We start from the raw sequence: 18,185 nt of genomic DNA on the forward strand, positions 1-18,185 counted from the left end.
GTCTTCCCGTCAGGCGATCTCGTGGCGGAAGTCTGCGGGCCGTGGCCGTTCGTTGCCGAGCGGCATGATCAGCAGCGGGGCCTCGTCTCCGAGTCCGAGCTTCTCGACGAAGGAGATGTTGTCGAAGCCCAGCGCCACCCCGGCGCCGATCCCGAGGGCGGCGGCGGCGACGTAGAACGTCTGGGCCACGGCGCCCGCCGTGCCGACGGCGAGCCGGTAGCCGCGGTCCCCGACCGCGTCGAGGACCGCGTCGGTGCGGACGGTCGGTACGAGGACGGCGCCCGCCTGCTCCAGGTTGTAGTTGGCCAGGAAGTAGTTCTCCTGGAGGAACGCCCCCTGGGGGCCCGCCTCGACGAGCCGGAGTTCGCCCGCGTCCGGGTCGTAGGTGTAGGCGCCGGGCTCGATGCCCCGCACATGGCTGACGAAGACGTGGAGCCGGGCCTGCCGGACGGCACCGTCCGGGTCCGCGTCGCTCTCCAGCGAGGTCGCGGCGCAGGCCGCGAGGACGGCCGAGAGCTGGGCCGGGTCGAGGGGCCGGGCGGCGTCGAACCGGCCGAAGCTGCTGCGCCGTCCGCGCAGCGTCGCGCGCACGGGCACGTCGGGGAAGGCCGGGGCGGGCAGAGCGACACGGGTGCCGCCCGCGGGCACGGGCAGGGCGGCGGCCGCTGCGAGGGCGCCGGGTGCGGGGCGGTCGGCGGCGTGGGCGGTGGTCGCGGTGTGCATGGCGCGCACCGTCGGGAAGTCCAGTACGGTCCGGGACCGTTCGACGTCACGGTGGCGTACGGACGGGTCGGGACCGGGGGCGCCTGCCGCGGTCGCGGGGGAAGGCCGGTCCGCCCAGCGCAGCGGGACGACGGCGAAGACGGCCTCCTCCTCGCCCGCGGTGCCGAGCAGGCCGTTCAGCCTGGGCTCGTCGAACCACAGCACCGGCGCGGTCCGCAGCCCCCTGGCACCCGCCCAGATCCGCCAGGTCTGCACGAGCGTGCCCAGGTCGGTGGAGACGACGTGGTAGGAGAAGCTGTTGTACTTGAAGGAGTTCTGCCAGTACTTGACGCCCAGGATCAGGTACTGGTCGGTCTCCAGGGCCTCTGCGGGGGCGTCGGGCCCGAGCGCGTCGCGGATCCGGGCCGAGACGTCCCCGGTCAGCAGCCGCTGCACGGCGTGCCGGTGGATGTCGTAGTAGTGGACGCCGGGGGTGAGCGGGCCGGAGGGACCGGCGGCCCAGTAGATGCTGACCGGGTAGAGGCCCCCGCCGCCCGCCGTGCCACGGGACCAGTTGGCGTGGGTGTAGAAGGGCAGGCCGGACAGGTCGCTGTTGGCCTGGATGCCGAGGCGGCGGCCGGTCAGCCCGTAGGAGTCCTTGAGCATGGCGGAGAGCAGCGGCAGCGTGAAGCCCTCCGGGCCGGGCGTGACGGGGCCCGGGACGGGCGCGCCGGGGAGCAGGCCCCGGCCCGCGGGGGCGTCGGGGAGACCGTCGCCGTCGGGCAGGGCGTAGGACTCGACGCCGGGGTAGAACTTGCCCTTGCGGGGCCCGTCGGGCCAGTTGGGGACGAAGTCGGCGGGATCCATCGGGACGCGGCCCCGGTGCAGGACGGCGTCGGCGTACTCGTGGGCGTACCCCATGGGGTCGGCCCCCTTTCGGATGGGCGTGCGGTACGGACGGGCCGTCACGGGAAGGGGTGCGGGGCCGGGTTGAGGCCCTCGGCGCCCAGGACGGTGCGCATGCGGGGCATGCGGCGGGCGCGCTGCCGTGACCAGCCGAAGTCGATGGGCACGAGGCCGGGCACCAGGACCTTCACGGTGTGCAGGCCGACGGCGCGCTGCTCGGGCAGGGTCTGGTCGACCACGACGACGTCGTAGCCGGCGGCGGTGACGGCGCCCACCGCGCGCAGCAGGTCCTCGCGCAGGTCGGGGGCGGCCGGGGAGCCGTCGGTGTCGGGCCACACCAGGTCGGCGACGGAGAGCAGCGGTCTGGGGTCCCGCTGCCGCAGCAGGAAGTCGGCGTGCCGCCCCATCTCCGGGACGCCGTAGACCAGCGGGTGGTCGTGCAGCGTGGTGACCTGGTCGAAGTCGGCGGCCATGGCGCGCAGCCGGGGCTCGTCGCGCCGCGTGCGGCCGACCAGGTTCACCGAGTCGGTGGCGATCTCGCAGAGCGCGGAGTCCAGGGCCGATTCCGGGTCGAGCCCGGCGCCCGCGCCGAAGCACATGCGGCCCAGTCCCCCGTCGAACCGCTCGGCGACCGCGGTGACGACGGGGACCGGGAAGCTGATCCGGTTGTCGAAGAAGCGGGCCCGGTAGCCGTACATGGCGAGCCGGTCCACCATGTGGCGGGTGGCGGGACGGGTGCTGGTCGCGGGGTCGATCTCGCGCAGCGGGACCTGCCCGTACCAGGCGAGCAGGAAGGCGTCCCGCTCGACTGCCTCCATCAGCCCGAAGTAGACCGCCTCCTCCGTGCTGCCTCCCGAGGCACAGCCGTTGGAGCTCTCCTGGACGAAGCGGTTCTCCAGGCCGGGCGCGTGGTAGTAGGCCAGGATCTCGGGCACGGGGCGGGGTCTGGCGTCGCGCAGCGACCAGCCCCACACCCAGGGGATCTCCCGGTCCGGGGTGAAGGGGCGCACGCGGGGGTTCGCGCGGTGGAACTCCTCGGAGTACAGACCGGTTTCGCGGGGATCGACGGCATCGGGGCCGAGACTGTCCAGCGAGGCGGTGAGCCGGGTCGTCCTGGCGCGGGCGCGCATCCCGGCGTAGCGCTCCAGCCCTTCCAGGACGCCGATGCGCTGGCTGTGCGCGTAGGTGCCCGCGTGGCCGCCCCAGAAGGTCTCGCGGAGGTACTCCCCGGACCGGGTGGAGAAGCAGCCGACGGTGGCGGAGGTGGTGGTGGAGGCGACGTCGCAGACGACGGACGGGCCGAGGGCGCCCCAGTGCGGGTTGGCGAAGGCGTCCACGGGCAGCCGGTAGTCCTCGATCCGGCGCACCCGGAAGGCGCCGGGCCGGTACTTGGGCGCGGGCCGGGGGGCGTAGGCGGCGCCCTCCGCGGTGTCCGGTGCGGGTGCCGCGCAGTCGGGGCACTCGGGGTCGGGCACCAGGGGATGGCTGCGCACGGTCATCGCGTCCAGGTCCAGGAGGTGCACCCTCGGGTAGGGGCCCGGGGTGGGCTCCGCGTCGTCGAGGCAGGTCAGGAGCGCCGCGACGGCGGTCGCGGCGAACGGGGTGGCGTAGGGCCAGTCGCCCACCGGCCGGGTGCCGCCGCCGAGTTCGAGCCCTTCGCGCAGCGGCACCGAGCGCACGCCCTGCCAGCGCCGCTCCAGGCAGGTGCCGCACCCGGTGGCGCCGTCCTCGGCGGGCCAGGGGCCGACCAGCACCTGACGTCCGTACAGGTGGACCGGAACGGCGCCCCGGTACGCGGACGGGGTGCCGGCCGCGTCGTAGGCGTCACGGTCGCCCAGCGGGGTCACCGTCACGGCGGGGACGGTGGTGGGGGCGACCTCGGCGAGGGCGGCGCGCAGGGCCCCGTCGAACCGGCGCGCGGACGCGGACCGCGCGGTGTTCCCGGCGGGTGCGGTCGCCCGGGGGCGCTCGATGGGCTCAGCCCGCATCGGTGACCGCCCGGGTGAGCAGGACGCGCACGGTGTGGATGCCGGCGGTGGGCAGGTCGGCCCCGTGGGTGGGCACGACCAGCGCGTCCCGGCCGGCAGCGCGCAGGCGGTCCAGGACACGGGCCCAGTCGGTCGCGGGGCCGGGCGGGGCGGGCTCGCCGTGGGTGACCGCGATCAGGGACGCGTCGAGGTCGCGCAGGAGGGGGTCGCCCGTGTCGGGGGCGGACCCGGCTCCCCCGTCGGTGTCGGCGGCGTACTGCGCCTCACCGAGCAGGTCCCGTACGGCGTCCACGGCGGCGCCCGCACGGTCCAGGGCGGCGCCGACGGCCCAGCGGGCGGGTCCGGCGGTCCGGGCCAGTACGACATGGGCGCCGGAGCGGGCCTGCTCTCCGAGGTCGAGCAGTTCGACCTCCAGTCCCAGGTGGGCGGCGGATCGGAGCAGGAACGTCATCTCCGGGTCCTCGCCGAGCGACGCGTGCGGGATCACGGCCGTCTCCCCGGTCTGCCGGACGGCCCGCCCCAGGGCGTCGTGGGCGAGCGCGGACAGCAGTCCGCAGGCGGCGGCCTCCGGCAGGTCGGCCCCGGCGCCCGCGCCGGCCCGGGTGGGCTCGAAGCTCCGGTCGGCGTTGTCGGGGCCGAAGGGGCGCACGGCTCCCGCGGGCACCCGGGCCTGTTCCTTGGTGACGAGCGAGGTGGCCGGGGTCCAGACGAAGTGGGTACGGACGCCGGTGCCCGAGGCGGTGGTGAGGGCCGCCGGGTCCACGGCGGGCACCGTGTCGTCCGGGGCGGGCGCGGCGGGCACCACGTGCTCGGCGTAGACGGCCGCCGCCGCGCCGAGTGCGCGCAGCCGGGCTCCGGCGGTGTGGTGGACGTCGAAGGCGGTGACGGTGCGCGGGCCGCGCGGGCCCAGACCGAGGGTGACCGAGCCGGCCTTCAGCGGGGTCTGGGTGAGCGGCTCGTCGGCGTAGCGGGTGAAGACCCCGGCGTGCGGGCGTACCAGCGCGGAGCGGCGCTCCAGCTCGGCCAGCGGGCCCTGGGCGGCGTCGTCGTCCGGCGCGGTGGCCACGGTCGGCAGGAACGCCGGGCGGGCCGGGGCCGAGGACAGGTCGACCGGCTCCGGGGTCTCCGCGGCGGTGGCGCAGAACGGGCAGCGGGGGTGCGGCAGCAGCGGTTCCGAGGCGACGTCGAAGGTGGCCATGTCCTGGATGAGCAGCTTGCCCCGGGTCTCGGCGGGGAGCGCTTCGGTGACCAGGCGGAAGACCTCGTAGCCCAGCAGGTTGCCCAGCATGGCGGCGAGTGGTCCGGCGGGCTGGGCGCCGGAGGTTCCGGTGCCCAGGGCGAGGCCGCTCCACAGGTCGGCGGCCGCCGCGTCACCGGTGCCGCCGGAGGCGCCGAGGCGCAGTGCCGCGCAGGACCAGCAGCCCGTCGAACCGTCCGTCATCACCGGCCCGACCACGGCACGGGGCCCGAAGGTCCACGCGGGCAGCAGCGTGCGGCCCTCGGGGACGCCCTCCCGCAGCAGGGCGAGGACGGCCGCGGGGGCGTCGGCTCCGGCGGCGGCCACGACGATGTCGTACCCCTCGTACGCCGCCCAGCCCGCGGGCGCGGGCCCGGCGTCCGGCAGCATCGCCAGCTCCACCGGGCAGTCCTGGTCGGCGAGTTCGGCGGCCTCGCGGTGGACGGTCGCGAACTCCTCGGGCGTGACGCCGCCGGAACCGTCCAGGAGGGCGGGGTCGAAGGCCACGGTGGCGCAGCCGTTGCGGATCAGTGACAGCACGCACCACCGGGCCACCGGGCCGTCGCCGAGTACGGCGACGCGGGTGGCGCGGTACCGGGCGAACCGGGCGGCGGCGTCGTCCGCGTAGTGGTCGATGTAGGCGATCTGCTCGGCGAACCGGACGGTGGCGGCCGGGGAGGCGGCGGGGGCGTCGGTGTCCCCGTCCTCCGGCGGCGGCACCGGGCGGGCGAAGCCACGCGCGTAGAGCGCGGCGACGAGTTCGCCCACCATCGCCTTCTGCCGTTCCCCGAACCCCTGACAGATCTCCTCGACGGATCTGCTGCCGTCCAGGTGCGGCACGAGGAGGGTGGCGAACCGGTAGCCGGACCTGGCGGTGAGCTGGAACCCCCCGTCCGCGTTGTGGAAGATCACCCCGTTGGGGGTCTCCGTGAACAGGACGTCGCGACGGACTCGCGGCCGGGTTCCGGCGGTCTCTGCGTACGGCGTTGTTGCCATGCGTGCGTCACACCTCTTGTTCGGGGGCGGGATCGGCGGCCCGGGGTCTGGGCCTGCTGCCTGTTCGGTTGTCGTGCCGGGCGCGCGGGTCTCGGGCCTGACGGGGCGTTACGGGTGGTGCGGGTGTTACGGGTGGCGCTCGTGGTGCGTCGAGTGGCGCGTGGCGGTCGCGCGGGGGTGGCTGCCGTGCAGGACGGTCCGGGTCAGCGCAGAGCGGCAGCGGAGGGGATCTCCTCGCGCCGGGGCGGCCTCAACAGGGCAGACGCGTGTCCGGGACGGGGCGCTGTCGCGCGGCGGGCGTGCGCACGGAGCAGGTCGTGCATCCAGAAGGCCCCGGGCCGTCCCTCCTCCAGCAGGCCCGCGTCGAGGAGCCGCTCCATCACCTCCTCCGCCGTCTCCTCCGGTATGCCGAGGGCGTCGGCGGCCCGGCCGGTCGTCAGCGGGTCGGGGGCGGTGGCGCCCAGCCGCAGATGCGCCTCGGCCAGCGCCGGGGGAAGCCGCTCCAGCGCCTCGTCGAGGGTGAGTGGCACCGACATGCGGGGGTCGTCCGCCAGGGTGAGCCGGCCCGGAAGGTCGCGGCGCAGCCAGTCCGCGCAGTCGGCCAGGGGCAGCCGGGGCCGGGTGAGCAGCCGGGCGGCGGCGATGCGCAGGGCCAGCGGGTGGCGCCCGCACACGGTGGCCAGCAGATGGGCGGCCGCGGGTTCGGCCTCGACCCGTTCACGGCCCAGCACGGCGGTGAGCAGGTCGTAGGACTCCCCCGGCTCCATGGCGCCCAGGCGGTGCACGAGGCCGCCGTGCGTGGCGACGAGTGCGGCGAGCCCCATCCGGCTGGTGACGATCGCGGCGCCGCCCGCGTTGGCGGTCAGCAACGCGCGTACCTGGTCGGGGTGGACGACATCGTCCAGGATCAGCAGGGTCCGGCCGCGCCCGGTGGCCGGCGGGGGCAGCGACCGGCGCAGCCGCTCGGTGGCCTCGCGCACCGGCAGGGCGGTGCCGTCGGGGCGCGTCAGCGGGAGCAGGACGCAGCCGCCGGGGTAGTGGGCGGCCACCGTGTGGGCGGTGTGCAGGGCGAGGGCGGTCTTGCCGATGCCCGGTGCCCCGGAGAGCACCGCGACGGGCGCGCGCCCCGATTCCTGATCAGCCGTCAGTAACGCGACCAGCGAGGCCACTTCGCGTGCACGTCCGGTGAAACAGGGCACGGTGGGCAGCGGCGCGGTACCCGCCGTCGCCTCGTCGGGCCATCCGCTGCCGGGGGCCGTGTCCTCGGCACCCGGTGCCGGTCCGTCCTCGGACGCGGGACCGCCGGGCCCGGCGTCCGGAAGCGGTGCGAGCGTGACGGATGCGCGGCCGGCGGCCGGACCACCGAGGTCGTCGCCGCGCAGAATGGCCAGTTCGAGCCGCTGGAGTCCGGCGCGCGGGTCGACACCGAGCTCGTCCCGCAGATACGTCTTGACCCGGCGGTACTCCGCCAGCGCCTCCGTCTGCCGGCCGGTGCGGTACAGGGCCAGCATGAGCTGCTCCGCGAACCGTTCATGGCCCGGGTATACGCGCGTAACCTCCCAAAGATCAACGAGCGTTTCGCGGCAGCGGCCGTGTTCCAGCTCGATGTCGCAGACCCGCTCGAGCACCCGCAGCCGCTCCTCGGCGAGGCGTGGCACCTCGTCACGGTGCAGCAGGTCGGAGGGGACGTTGGCGAGCAGCGGGCCCTGCCACAGGGCCAGCGCCCGGCGCAGCGTGTAGAGACCGGAGTCGTCGCCCGACGTCCCTGCGCTTTCCACGAGTTGGCGGAAGTGCAGCAGGTCGAGCGTCTCGGGGCCGGCGCTCATGCGGTACCCGCCGGCCACCGCGACCACCGCCTGGTCCTCGATGCCGTACTTCGCGAAGATCCGGCGCAGCCGGAGCACACAGCTCTGCAGCGCGGCCTTGGCGGTGGCGGGCTGGTCCTCGCCCCAGACGACGTCGCGCAGGTGCTCGGTGGAGACCACGGAGCCGGGGCGGATGAGCAGCGCGGCCAGCAGCGCGGTCGGCTTGGAGGGCGGGAGTACCACGATGTCCCGCCCGTCGGTGATGCTCAATGGCCCGAGCAGTTGGAATCGCACTCTCGACCGCCTTCCCTCACGTACCTCGCCTCGGCCTCCTCGGGCCGCACGGATGACGAACCGTCCTGGCCTACTGCCAGCCGAAGTCGTGAGGGCCCCGCTCGGGGACGGGGGGAACGGGGGGCCGGATCTGCCCGGGAAGCCCGCCGGGCAGGGTGATCGCGGAGGAAGCGGCGACGGCGGGAGCCACGGTCGCGGGCCCGGCAGCCGCGTGGGCCGGAACGGCGAGGGCCCCGACGGCGAACCCGGCGACGGCGAGGATTCCGAGTCTCGGACAGGAGGTGCGGTGGAGGCGAGTCACGTGGGGAGCCCTTCCAACTGTCTGTGGGAAGCGGTCTACAGCATGGCGAGTTTTGTATGAAGTGATGCAACGGTGAAGGTCAGACCGGTGGACCGATGAGGCCATGGCCCCTTCCGTCCAGCCGCCTCCCGGGCCGGCGGCCGTGCGGGGGCGAAAGGCCCTCTGCCCGAAGGCGCGCGCCCGTGTCATGATCTTTGCCGGAGCGTCACCGGAGAGTCGAAGAGAATCCATCGCGCCCTGCGGAAATAACCACGCGGAGGCGCCCGTCTCCTGGCGAGGAGGGACGATGCTCGGCCCCTTGGGTCTGGACGCCGCGGCGGAGGCCGTGTACCGCGCACTGCTCGGCCATCCGCACGCGACCACGACTGAGCACTGTTCCCGGTTGAGTATGACATTGGCTCAGTTCAACGATGTAATCAAGAAGTTGACGGATCTTTCACTGGTCCGTCCGGCCGCGGGGGGCGGCCCCCGGCGCGTTCATGTGGTCAATCCGCGGCTCGGCCTGGAGATGCTGCTGGCCCGGCAGCGGGCCGACCTGGCCACGCGCGAGCAGCAGGTGCGGGCGGGAGAGGCTGCGGTGGCCGACCTGCTCAGCCGGCTGCCGGCCTCGGACCCCCTCTCGGGCGAGTCGCCGGTGGTGCACCTGAACGGCGTGGACCACGTACGGGACTACCTGGACCGGCTGCACGACGAGGTGTCGGAGGAGATCCAGACCTTCGCCACGGGTGGTGCGCAGACCGAGGAGAACGTGCGCGCCTCACGTCCGCTCAACCAGAGGCTGCTGGGGCGCGGGGTACGCATGCGCACGGTCTATCTGGACAGCATCCGCAACCACGCTCCCACGGTGGCCCACGTCACCTGGCTGGCCTCGCTGGGCGCCGAGATCCGCACCGCACCGTCGCTCAGCACCCGCATGATCATCGCCGACCACCGGCTGGCTCTGGTGGCCCTGGACGACCAGGACTCCTCGCTGGGCGCTCTGGTGGTGAGCGGGCGGGGGCTGATCGCCGCCCTGGAGGCGCTGTTCGAGAGCGTGTGGGACCGGGCGGAGCCGCTGGGCCGGGAGGAGAGGCACGAGGACGAGGCGCTGACGCGGCAGCAGCAGGAGACCCTGCGGCTCCTGGCGCGCGGGTACACGGACGAGGCCATAGCCAAACGGCTCGGCGTCTCCCCCCGCACCGCCCGACGCATCGCCACGGGCCTGCTCGGACACCTTGACGCGCGCAGCCGCTTCCAGGCGGGTGTCCACGCGGCCCAGCAGGGCTACCTGCGCACGGGCGGGCCGAAGTCGTAAGGCGTCCGGCGGAACCACCGCCGTCCGGCCGGGGCCGGAACTCGTCCGACACGTCGTCCCCCGCATTCTTCCAGGGCCCCTGAACGCACATCCGTGAGGCGACAGCACTCCGGACGCACGACACCGTCCGCCGCCCGCCCGGAGGAGAAGACGGTCCGGCAGGGTGCTCGAACGTCCGCACGCGGCACGGGGCTTCGAGCGGGCGCGTGTCCGCGGTGCGCGAGGCCGTACGGCGGTCGCAGGACGCGGCCCGGAGGCGACGCGCCCCGCGACCGTCATGGCGCGGAGTCGCCGGGAGGCGCCGAGAGGCACTTCCGTGCCTCTCGGCGCCTGCCCTCGGCCTCAAGGGCCCGGCGATGTCCTCACCGTGGAGCCCCTGGACCACGACGATCACGCCACGGGCACCGGGGCCGTGGGGCCGGTCGGCGGCAGCACCCGGCCAACGGCGCACGTGGCGGTCGCGCATGATCCGCGCGGCTCGTTCCTACAGGCGATCTGTCGTGTCTAGAGGCCGATACGGTCGCGGGCCCAGGCCATCAGCTCCGGGTCGGCGAGGCTCTCCACCCACAGATCGGCCTGGTCCACCTCGGTGCCTGCGGGGCGTGATCCGGTTCCCAGAACCCGGAGTCCGGCGCGGCGGGCCGACTCCATGCCCGTGAGGGAGTCCTCGACCGCGAGTGCCTCCCGCGGCGGGACACCGCACAGTCTGGCGGCGATCTGGTACACGTCCGGCTCCGGCTTGGGCGGTACGTTCTCACCGGCCACCACCACGTGCGCGAAGCATCCGAGCAGGCCGGCGCGGTCGAGGCAGGATTCCACCATCTCCCGGGGGCAGTTGCTCGCGACGGCGAGGGGGCGGTGCCGGGCGGCCAGTCTGACCAGCGTGGCGGCTCCCGGCATGGTCACCGGGTCCTCGTCGACGAGCGCCGTGAAGTTCCTGAGGAGTGCGTCGGTCAGGTCTTCGACGAGGTCGGGCTTCCCGGTCTCCTCGGCCATCAGCGCGCCGCACTCGACGTAGTGCACGCCCTTCGCGCGATCGGCGAACCCTGCGGGCGGCTTGAGGCCGAACGAGCGGAAGGTGACGTTGCGGGCCTCCTGCCAGTGGCGTTCCGTATCCATGATCGTGCCGTCACAGTCGAAGACGATGGCGGAAGGGGACCAAGCGAGGATGTGATGAGCTGTCATTGTCTCTGCCGTTCTCAGCGATTACGTCACCCGTTCGATTCACGGGTGCGGAGGGGTACGGGCGACATAGCGGTCCACCCGTGACAATCGGCGATGTCGCGGTCTTTACAGCCGCACAGACAGGTGGCTCGTCATGCCGTGTACGCGCCGCGACGGACTTTGCCCGTCGACCCCGAAAACATCGTGCTCGTTACGTTAATTTAGCGGCTCCGACTCCCGCAATCACCAATTCGAGTGCAAGAGGGAACGCCGCGGCAGACGGCATCCGACAAAGATCACCAACCCGGAACCGGCGACGGAAAGCGCCCGATTCCCCGGCTCGTCACCGCGTCCACCTGCACGTTCGAGCCGATCGGGTTGCGATCCGGCACGGGGCGCCACCTGTCACCCAGAAACGTTTCCGCGCACAGAAGCGACAGATTGTGCGATGCGGGCGAGGCCGGCGCCCGGTCGAAGAATAATAAAATCTTCGCGCGCCGCGACCGCCCCTTCGTCGGGAGGTGCAAACCACTCGCGCGCAGCCTCAGAACATGTGATCGAAAGGAAAACATAAGTGCAGGACAGAGCGCGCGCGACCCGGAGGGTCCTCCTGGAATCCGCGGCCCGCCTATTCCTTGAACGGGGCTATGCGGGAACGAGCGTCAACGACATAAGCGAGCATTCGGGAAGGACCAGCGGAGCGATCTATTTCCATTACTCCAGCAAGGAGAAACTGGCGCTCGCCGTCGTACGGGAACAGTTCGCCACGTGGCCGCAACTCGTCATCCCCTATTCGGCACCCGGAATCCCGCCACTGGAGAAACTGGTGACGCTCAGTTTCGACGTCGCCCGGGCCCTCAGCGAGGACACCGTGGCGCGGGCCGGTGCGCGGCTCTGGGCGGAACGCCGCAGCATCGACGCCGCCGTGCCCACCCCGTTCGACGCCTGGGTGCCCGCGGTGACGCGGCTTCTCGCCGAAGCCAGGGTGAGGGGCGAGCTCGCGAGGGGCATCCAGCCGTCGGGAACAGCCGTGACCCTCGTGTGCGCCTTCTTCGGCGTGTGCGCGCTGGCCGACGACGTGCCCGGCGCGCGGGACTGGGCCGACCGGCTGGAGCGGTGGTGGCTGCTGGTACTGAACTCACTTCAGGCACAGCCGGATTCGGGAGCCCTGGTCGCCCGGGCGCGATTCCGGACCCCCGTCCGCCAGGAGGGTCCGGCGTCTTCCGGCGTGCGATGAGAAGAAGCCGGGGAGACCCGGCCGTCTTCGGGCAGCGGTCGTCCTGTTCCTCGTCCGCTCCCGCCCGGGCCTCCCCTCGCCGTCACTCAGGAGGTGGCCACGGGAAGCGCGCCCCGTCCCCTGGATCTCCGGCGTCCCGGCCCGCACCGCATACCCACGACCGGCTCAGAGCGCGGTGAACGCCCCCTCCACGGCCTCGCAGGTCGCGGCGAGTTCGTCCTCGGTCAGGGCCGCCGAGACGAACCAGCACGCCATTCCGTACGCGTTGCTGTGCACACCCCGCTTCAGGAGTTCGTGGCGGAAGGTGTCGTACCGGGTCTGGTCCGCGCGCAGCAGGTCGCGGTAGCCGCGGGTCGGCGCACCGTCGGGGGTGAACACGATCTGGAACATCGCGCCGACGCCCTGCACCGCGCAGGGAATGCCCCGGTCACGGGCCGCCCGCCGGACCGTCTCCATCACCCGGCGTCCCGCCTCGTCGATGCGCTTGGTGACGGCGGGGTCGGCGAGCGTACGCAGTGTCACGAGGGCGGCCACGGCGCACAGCGGGGAGCTGTTGTAGGTGCCGCCGTGCTTCACGCGCCCCTCCGCCACCGGTTCCATGAGCTCGCGCCGTCCCGCGAAGGCGGCGATCGGCAGCCCGCCCCCCAGGGCCTTGGAGTACACGGCGATGTCGGGCACGACCCCGAACAGGCCCTGGGCGCCCGCCGGTCCGGTCCGGAACCCTGTGCACACTTCATCGAAGATCAGCACGATGTCACGCCGTGTGCACTCCTCCCTCAACAGGTCCAGGTAGCCCGGATCGGGCATCGTGCACGCGTTGTTGGCGACGATCGGCTCGCAGATGACGGCCGCCAGCTCGCCCCGGTGGGCGTCCAGGACGGCGCGCAACGCGCTCACGTCGTTCCAGGGGCAGACGATCACGTCGTCGACCACTCCCGCCGGGATGCCGGGCGAGTGCGGCACGGAGCGAGGAGCCTCGTACGGGCCGGCCTCCGCCTCACTCGGCCGGTTCGAGATCGCGAGGGTGTCGGTCCATCCGTGGTAGTGCCCCTCGAACTTCAGGATCCGTGACCGTCCCGTGTACCCGCGAGCGGTCCGTACGGCCCCCTGTACCGCCTCCGAGCCCGAGTTGGCGAACCGCACGAGATCGGCGCACGGCACCATCTGCTGGATCTGCTCGGCGAGTTCGACCTCCGGGACGTTGCAGGTGCCGAACATCGTTCCGGACCCGATGACGTCCGTGAGGGCTTCCGTCAGCAGCGGGGAGGCGTGGCCGAGTACCGCGCTTCCGTAGGAGATGAGGTAGTCGATGTACTCGTTCCCGTCGACATCCCGGATGCGGGCGCCGGAGCCGCTGTGCATGTAGAGCGGGTACGGATGCGGGCCCGTGGAGGTGAGCCTGGAGGACGAACTGATGCCGCCCGCCAGCGACTTCCGCGCCCGTTCGAACCAGGCCCGGCTGCTGTCCGTACCGTGCAACGCCTGGAATCCGCCATTCATGGGGTGCTCCCGTTTTGGTGAGGATGCGGGGGGACAGTCTCGGGTGGCCGGCCGCCGGAGGGGACGGCGGAGAGCATCGGTGCGAGAGGGGTGTGCGCAGTGGCCGGTAGGACAGCTGTCATCACGGGGGCCGGGAGCGGTATCGGCCGGGCCTGCGCACTGGGCCTGCTGGCCGACGGGTGGACGGTGGTGCTGACGGGCCGCCGGGAGCAGCCACTGGAGGAGACCGCCCGGCTCGCCCCGGCCGCGGAACGTGGACGGGCGGTGGCGCTACCGGCCGACATCACCGTGCCGGCGTCCGTCGACGAGCTGTTCGCCGGGGTGGCCGATCGTTTCGGCCGGCTGGACCTGCTCTTCAACAACGCGGCGGACACCATGCCGTACACCCGCACCGAGAACGTGGGTGCGGAGGACTGGCACCGGGTCATGGACTCGATCGCCACCGGCACCTTCCTCTGCTCACGCGCGGCGTTCCGGATGATGAAGGACCAGTCCCCGCGCGGCGGCCGGATCATCAACAACGGCGCTCCTTCCGCCCAGGTGCCGAGACCGGACTCGATCGCCTTCACCGCGGCCAAACACGCGGTCGCGGGACTGACCCGCTCGCTCTCCCTCGACGGCCGCAGGTACGACATCTCCTGCGGCCAGATCGACATCGGGAACGTGACACCCGCGGACCGGCCTCAGCCCGCCGTTCTCCAGGCGGACGGTTCACTGCGGGTGGAGCCCACCATGGACGTGCGGCACGTCGTCGACACCGTCCGCGCGATGGCCGCCCTGCCTGCGGGGGTGAACATCCAGTCGGTGCTGGTCATGCCCGCCGCCATGCCCTACGTCGGCCGCGGGTAGCGCGCGTACGTCGAGGCCCGCCACGTACGCCCTGGCACCGCCCAGGGAGGTCAGCCGGCCGCACCCCTCCCAGGCGAGCATCCGGTGCAGCCCGTCCAGGTGGATCAGGCCTTCCCGGACCGTCAGCCCCTCGTAGTCCTCCCCCGGCACGGCACGGGTGCTGAGGAACACGGGACTGGGCGGCCCGGCCTTCTGCCGGTCCAGTTTGAGCGCGCACAGGGGGTTGGTCCCCGCGTACGACGAGCCCAGTGCGGCCAGGCGTGCCGACGCCGCGCCGAGGGTGAGCCCCGACTTCGGGATGAGCTCGTGCTCACCGCCCTCGCCCAGGTGCCAGGGAAGTACGACGCCCAGCAGCTCGGCGCGGTCCAGCTCCACCAGGTGCCAGCTGCCGCCCAGGGTCAGGTCCGCGTTGTGCAGGTGGGTCAGCGCCTCGTCGTTCGAGTTCGCCGCGTCACTCCCGTCGAGCGGGTGCTCCTCCGCGAAATGCCCGAGCACCGCGGTGAACGTGACGCTCTCCAGAACCTTCATGCAAGCGGTCCTTCACCCTCGTGATCGGTCTCGTAGGCGCGGAAGTGCCGCTCCTCGAACAGGTTCGGCCACATGCTGCGGGCGAGTCCCCGCTCCCGGGCGACGGCCAGCACCTGCCGCCAGTAGGGCTTGACGGGCGGCCACTGTACGCCCGGCCCCGTGCGGCAGTACGAAGCATCGATCATGTACCGGAAACCCGCACCCTCCACGGGCCCCGGTGCGGCGCGCCGGGTGTGGAAGAGCGCCGAGTGCAGGATCACGGTCGATCGGGGCGGTAAGGCGTCGACCAGGACTTCTCCCGGCAGCACCGCTGTCCCCAGCTGGACTCGTGCGTCCTTCTCGGCCACCTCCCGGTGCGACCCGGGTAACAGTGCCAGGCCGCCCATCGCGGGTTCGAGGCCGCCTATGTAGTGCAGGGCGTGGATCATCGGGTGGGTGCGGTCACGCTGGGGCCGCTGTTCGTAGTCGTGGTGCCAGCTCTTCCCGCTGCCTCCGGCGGGCCGCCGGTCGCTGTGCAGGTGATGAAAGACGAAGTGCGGTCCCAGCAGTTCGCCCAGCAGCTTCAACAGCGGTGGGTGGACGGCCAGTTCGCCGTGCGCGGACATGTGCAGCTCGACCACCGGGGGCGGGCCGAACTCCTCGGGCCGACGGCAGGCGTCGATGGACCGTTGCCGCAGCCCGGTACCGACCCAGTGGTCCACTTCCGGTGAGAGGCGCGCGACGAGGGAAGCCGGCAGGAAGTCCGGCAGGACGAGATACCCGTCCCTGGAGAACCTCGCCGCGTCGACGGCCGAACCCGCATAGTCGCTCATGGAGCAAACCTCCCGCGTTCATCAGGGCGCCGGGGAACAGGAGGGAAGCTATCCGGCGCTCCACCTCCTCACGCATCGATTAGAACGAATGACCGAAAGTACGTCCGTGGAAGGCGAGGTGACGGGCGGGAGTCCAGCAGCCCACGGCCGGCACACCGGCGCGGTCGCGGCGGGCGGACCGCGTCACCGTCCACGGGCCGGGCGGGCCGCCCCGGTTCCGCGCAGCCGGCCGTACCGCTCCACGCCGCCGTCCGGGAGCCGGGAAACGGACTCCGCCCCCTGGCCCGAACGAGCCCTACCGAGGAGCCGTTCGCGTGGTGAGGTCCTCGTCCGTGATGGGGCGTACGACGCGGCAGGGAGTCCCGAACGCGACGGTCATCGGGGGAATGCTGCGGCTCACGACGCTGCCGGCGCCGATGACGGACCCGTAACCGATGCGCACGCCGTGGAGGACCACCGCGTTGCTGCCGATCCACACCTTGTCCTCGATCGCGATCGGTTCGGAGAACCGTCCGAAGTCCGCCCGGCGCGAGGGATGCACCGGGTGTCCCGTCGTGGTCAGCGTCACGCCGGGAGCGATCATGACGCCGTCGCCTATCCGGATCTCCACGTCGTCGACTAAGGTCAGGTTCACGTTTCCGAAGAAGTCGTCGCCGATGTGCACGTTGCTGCCGAACCCGGCGTGGAACGGCGGCAGGAGCACGGTGCGTTCACCGACCGAGCCGAAGATCTCGACGAGCAGCGACCGCCGTCTTCCCGGTTCGCCGGGGGGCGTGTGGTTGTACTCGAAGATCTGGTCCGTCCGGCGGCGAGGAGCCTGGAACGCCGCCTCCGACTCGGTGTGGACGAGCCCCTTGGCGATCCGGTCCCGCACCGCCTCGTGATCATCTGTCATGGGACGCTCTCCTCATCTCCGTTTCCCGGGGCGCCGGAGGGAAGCCCTCGGCCGGCCGCTCGCCCCGAGCGTACGGTCCGGAGGCGCATGCTCTCAGCCGATTCCGGTCTGCCCGCCGTGCGGATGCGGCTGGTGCCGAAGGGTCGCGGCACGATCCAGCACCGGTACGGGGCGCGGGGCTTCACGGTGCATGATGTCCTCCGTGATGAACAGCGCGGACCCGTCTCCCGCCCGGATACCCGGCTACGACGGCGGCCCTCTCACGTACCGGCCCGGGCTCCTGGACGAGCCCCTGTTCTGGCTCGGGCACCTCCACTCGTGCGCTCGGAGCGAGAACACCGAGGAGCTGTTGTTCGGTGCGGACCACGACGCGGCCGAGACCTTCCACAGACGGCTGTTCGAGCGGGCCGAATGGCCGGTCTTCACGCTCGCGCTCACCGGGGATCACCGTCTGCACGTCGTCTGCCGCACGTGCGCGGACGACCCCGGGACCGACTACCTCCTCCACCACCCCGGCTGGGACCGCGCCGAGGTCCTCGCGAGGGACGACGGTCACTTCATGGGACCGGGCCTGTCCTGGCCGGAGATCGTCGCCGCCTCGGACAGCCTCCGCCCGTCGGACACCACCGACGACCGTCACGCACGCCTGCTGCTCCTGCTTCCGGCGCTCGGTGACGACGCGGTGCCCGACGACGCCACGGGACGGGTGGCGAAGGCGCTGCGCGCACGGACCGGAGTGGAGGACCCGGAGGCCCTGGCCTCCGCGCTGCTGGAGGACCAAGGGGCCCCCGGCCCCGCGCACTGGACGGCCGCAGCCTACGGATTCTCCGTCAATGACGGCGCGCACTCCTTCCGGAACCCGGCCAACCGCTTCGCCCTGCCGACGGGACGTCTCGCCCGTGTGGCCGCCGCTCTGAGGCCTGCGCCTTGGAGGGGCACGGTGTGACGCCCCCTCTCCCGGCGGGCTCCCGGCGGGCGAGGACGGGGGTGTCGACACCGTGGCCGGATCCTGAACCTGGGCCTGGACCTGGGCCGCCGTATGCCGCTCGGCGTCGAACAGGGGCGCCGGAATGGCATACGGCGGAATTAATCAGGGACTTACGGTGCAGGCGGAGAGCAGACAGAGATTGAATCCCTGGGTATTGCTCGGGCCGGCATGTCCTCCCGGTCCGGAATTCCCCACCGCGCAGCGCGCGAGGAGGCACAGATTGCCTCCCTGGATTCCGCGATAGGAGCCGAGCCGTCCGCCATCGGTCCAGGCGCGGGAGCCGGCCGTGGACCGTGTGTCGGTGGCGGCGTACCCCGTCGGTTCCGTCTGCACGGGGGCGGCCTGACGGGTGGTCGCCGCACCCGCGCCGGGTGCGGCCGCGAGGAGCAGTACCCCTGCGGCGGCGGTGGTGGCCGCCCAGCGCAGGGCGGCGGTAGGGGCAGGATTCATGGGCTCTCCAGACAACGCGGGCAGATGATCGGACGCGGGTGGTTCGTTCCCGCGGTTCACCCGGATGGGTGCCTGGCGGGATCCCGCCACCAAGTTGGCCGGTACGCGCCAGCGAAGTGCAAAACGTCGAGCCGCCCACGTGACCTGTGTCACGTGAGCAATCCGAGGCCCCTGCGCCTACGAACCACTCATGTGAGAGCCCATCGGGGGAAGCGACGACGGATCGGAGGTCGACGGCG

The 18,185-nt window shown here is 72.6% G+C and carries 14 protein-coding genes and 1 pseudogene; 4 read left to right on the forward strand and 11 right to left on the reverse strand.

Annotated features, from left to right (window positions below; translation table 11 throughout):
* Positions 1 to 9: 9 nt before the first annotated feature.
* The 5 genes from ACFVS9_RS13595 to ACFVS9_RS13615 all read right to left on the reverse strand — a co-directional run bounded on the left by ACFVS9_RS13595 (position 10) and on the right by ACFVS9_RS13615 (position 8,229).
* Entirely contained in the window at positions 10 to 1,623 is a 1,614-nt protein-coding gene (locus tag ACFVS9_RS13595) for a nitroreductase family protein (protein ID WP_389931926.1), read from the reverse strand.
* 44 nt (positions 1,624 to 1,667) lie between these two features.
* Positions 1,668 to 3,596 carry a TOMM precursor leader peptide-binding protein gene (locus ACFVS9_RS13600; protein WP_389931928.1) on the reverse strand — a complete coding sequence of 643 codons (1,929 nt, stop codon included), beginning with the start codon at positions 3,594 to 3,596 and terminating at the stop codon, positions 1,668 to 1,670.
* Positions 3,586 to 5,829 carry a TOMM precursor leader peptide-binding protein gene (locus tag ACFVS9_RS13605; protein WP_389931930.1) on the reverse strand — a complete coding sequence of 748 codons (2,244 nt, stop codon included), beginning with the start codon at positions 5,827 to 5,829 and terminating at the stop codon, positions 3,586 to 3,588. The genes ACFVS9_RS13600 and ACFVS9_RS13605 overlap by 11 nt, the downstream gene beginning before the upstream one ends.
* A gap of 203 nt (positions 5,830 to 6,032) precedes the next feature.
* Positions 6,033 to 7,928: a BTAD domain-containing putative transcriptional regulator gene (locus ACFVS9_RS13610; RefSeq protein WP_389931932.1), complete on the reverse strand. Its 1,896-nt coding sequence runs from the start codon at positions 7,926 to 7,928 to the stop codon at positions 6,033 to 6,035.
* Positions 7,929 to 7,998: 70 nt separating this feature from the next.
* Positions 7,999 to 8,229, reverse strand: a complete 231-nt coding sequence (locus ACFVS9_RS13615; protein WP_383115204.1) for a hypothetical protein — start codon at positions 8,227 to 8,229, stop codon at positions 7,999 to 8,001.
* Between the two features lie 424 nt (positions 8,230 to 8,653).
* Here ACFVS9_RS13615 and ACFVS9_RS13620 point away from each other — a divergent pair, with 424 nt between their 5' ends.
* Positions 8,654 to 9,523, forward strand: a complete 870-nt coding sequence (locus tag ACFVS9_RS13620) for a helix-turn-helix domain-containing protein (RefSeq protein WP_383115203.1) — start codon at positions 8,654 to 8,656, stop codon at positions 9,521 to 9,523.
* A gap of 504 nt (positions 9,524 to 10,027) precedes the next feature.
* On the opposite strand, the gene ACFVS9_RS13625 is transcribed toward ACFVS9_RS13620, so the two are convergent.
* Positions 10,028 to 10,708, reverse strand: a complete 681-nt coding sequence (locus ACFVS9_RS13625) for an HAD family hydrolase (protein WP_389931935.1) — start codon at positions 10,706 to 10,708, stop codon at positions 10,028 to 10,030.
* A gap of 553 nt (positions 10,709 to 11,261) precedes the next feature.
* Here ACFVS9_RS13625 and ACFVS9_RS13630 point away from each other — a divergent pair.
* Positions 11,262 to 11,924: a ScbR family autoregulator-binding transcription factor gene (locus ACFVS9_RS13630; protein WP_383115201.1), complete on the forward strand. Its 663-nt coding sequence runs from the start codon at positions 11,262 to 11,264 to the stop codon at positions 11,922 to 11,924.
* A gap of 165 nt (positions 11,925 to 12,089) precedes the next feature.
* Here ACFVS9_RS13630 and ACFVS9_RS13635 read toward each other — a convergent pair whose 3' ends face one another.
* Positions 12,090 to 13,424 carry an aspartate aminotransferase family protein gene (locus ACFVS9_RS13635; protein ID WP_383115200.1) on the reverse strand — a complete coding sequence of 445 codons (1,335 nt, stop codon included), beginning with the start codon at positions 13,422 to 13,424 and terminating at the stop codon, positions 12,090 to 12,092.
* A gap of 99 nt (positions 13,425 to 13,523) precedes the next feature.
* Here ACFVS9_RS13635 and ACFVS9_RS13640 point away from each other — a divergent pair, with 99 nt between their 5' ends.
* Positions 13,524 to 14,273 (forward strand): SDR family oxidoreductase, encoded by a 750-nt coding sequence (locus ACFVS9_RS13640; RefSeq protein WP_389931938.1) that lies wholly within the window; start codon positions 13,524 to 13,526, stop codon positions 14,271 to 14,273.
* 39 nt (positions 14,274 to 14,312) lie between these two features.
* Here the strand turns inward: ACFVS9_RS13640 and ACFVS9_RS13645 are convergent.
* The 3 genes and pseudogenes from ACFVS9_RS13645 to ACFVS9_RS13655 form a co-directional block, all read right to left on the reverse strand.
* Positions 14,313 to 14,801, reverse strand: a pseudogene (locus tag ACFVS9_RS13645) (DUF6309 family protein); the annotation flags it as partial.
* Positions 14,798 to 15,613, reverse strand: a complete 816-nt coding sequence (locus ACFVS9_RS13650) for a phytanoyl-CoA dioxygenase family protein (RefSeq protein WP_389931940.1) — start codon at positions 15,611 to 15,613, stop codon at positions 14,798 to 14,800. The pseudogene ACFVS9_RS13645 and the gene ACFVS9_RS13650, both read right to left, overlap by 4 nt.
* A 295-nt stretch (positions 15,614 to 15,908) precedes the next feature.
* Positions 15,909 to 16,508, reverse strand: a complete 600-nt coding sequence (locus tag ACFVS9_RS13655) for a sugar O-acetyltransferase (protein ID WP_389931942.1) — start codon at positions 16,506 to 16,508, stop codon at positions 15,909 to 15,911.
* Between the two features lie 205 nt (positions 16,509 to 16,713).
* On the opposite strand from ACFVS9_RS13655, the gene ACFVS9_RS13660 reads away from it, so the two are divergent.
* A complete protein-coding gene (locus ACFVS9_RS13660; RefSeq protein WP_389932069.1) occupies positions 16,714 to 17,454 on the forward strand; it encodes a hypothetical protein in 741 nt (246 codons plus the stop codon).
* Positions 17,455 to 17,598: 144 nt separating this feature from the next.
* Here the strand turns inward: ACFVS9_RS13660 and ACFVS9_RS13665 are convergent, their stop codons facing one another.
* Positions 17,599 to 17,946 carry a hypothetical protein gene (locus tag ACFVS9_RS13665; RefSeq protein ID WP_389931944.1) on the reverse strand — a complete coding sequence of 116 codons (348 nt, stop codon included), beginning with the start codon at positions 17,944 to 17,946 and terminating at the stop codon, positions 17,599 to 17,601.
* Positions 17,947 to 18,185: the final 239 nt, after the last annotated feature.

The organism is Streptomyces sp. NPDC058008 (assembly GCF_042886395.1).
Lineage (GTDB): Bacteria > Actinomycetota > Actinomycetes > Streptomycetales > Streptomycetaceae > Streptomyces.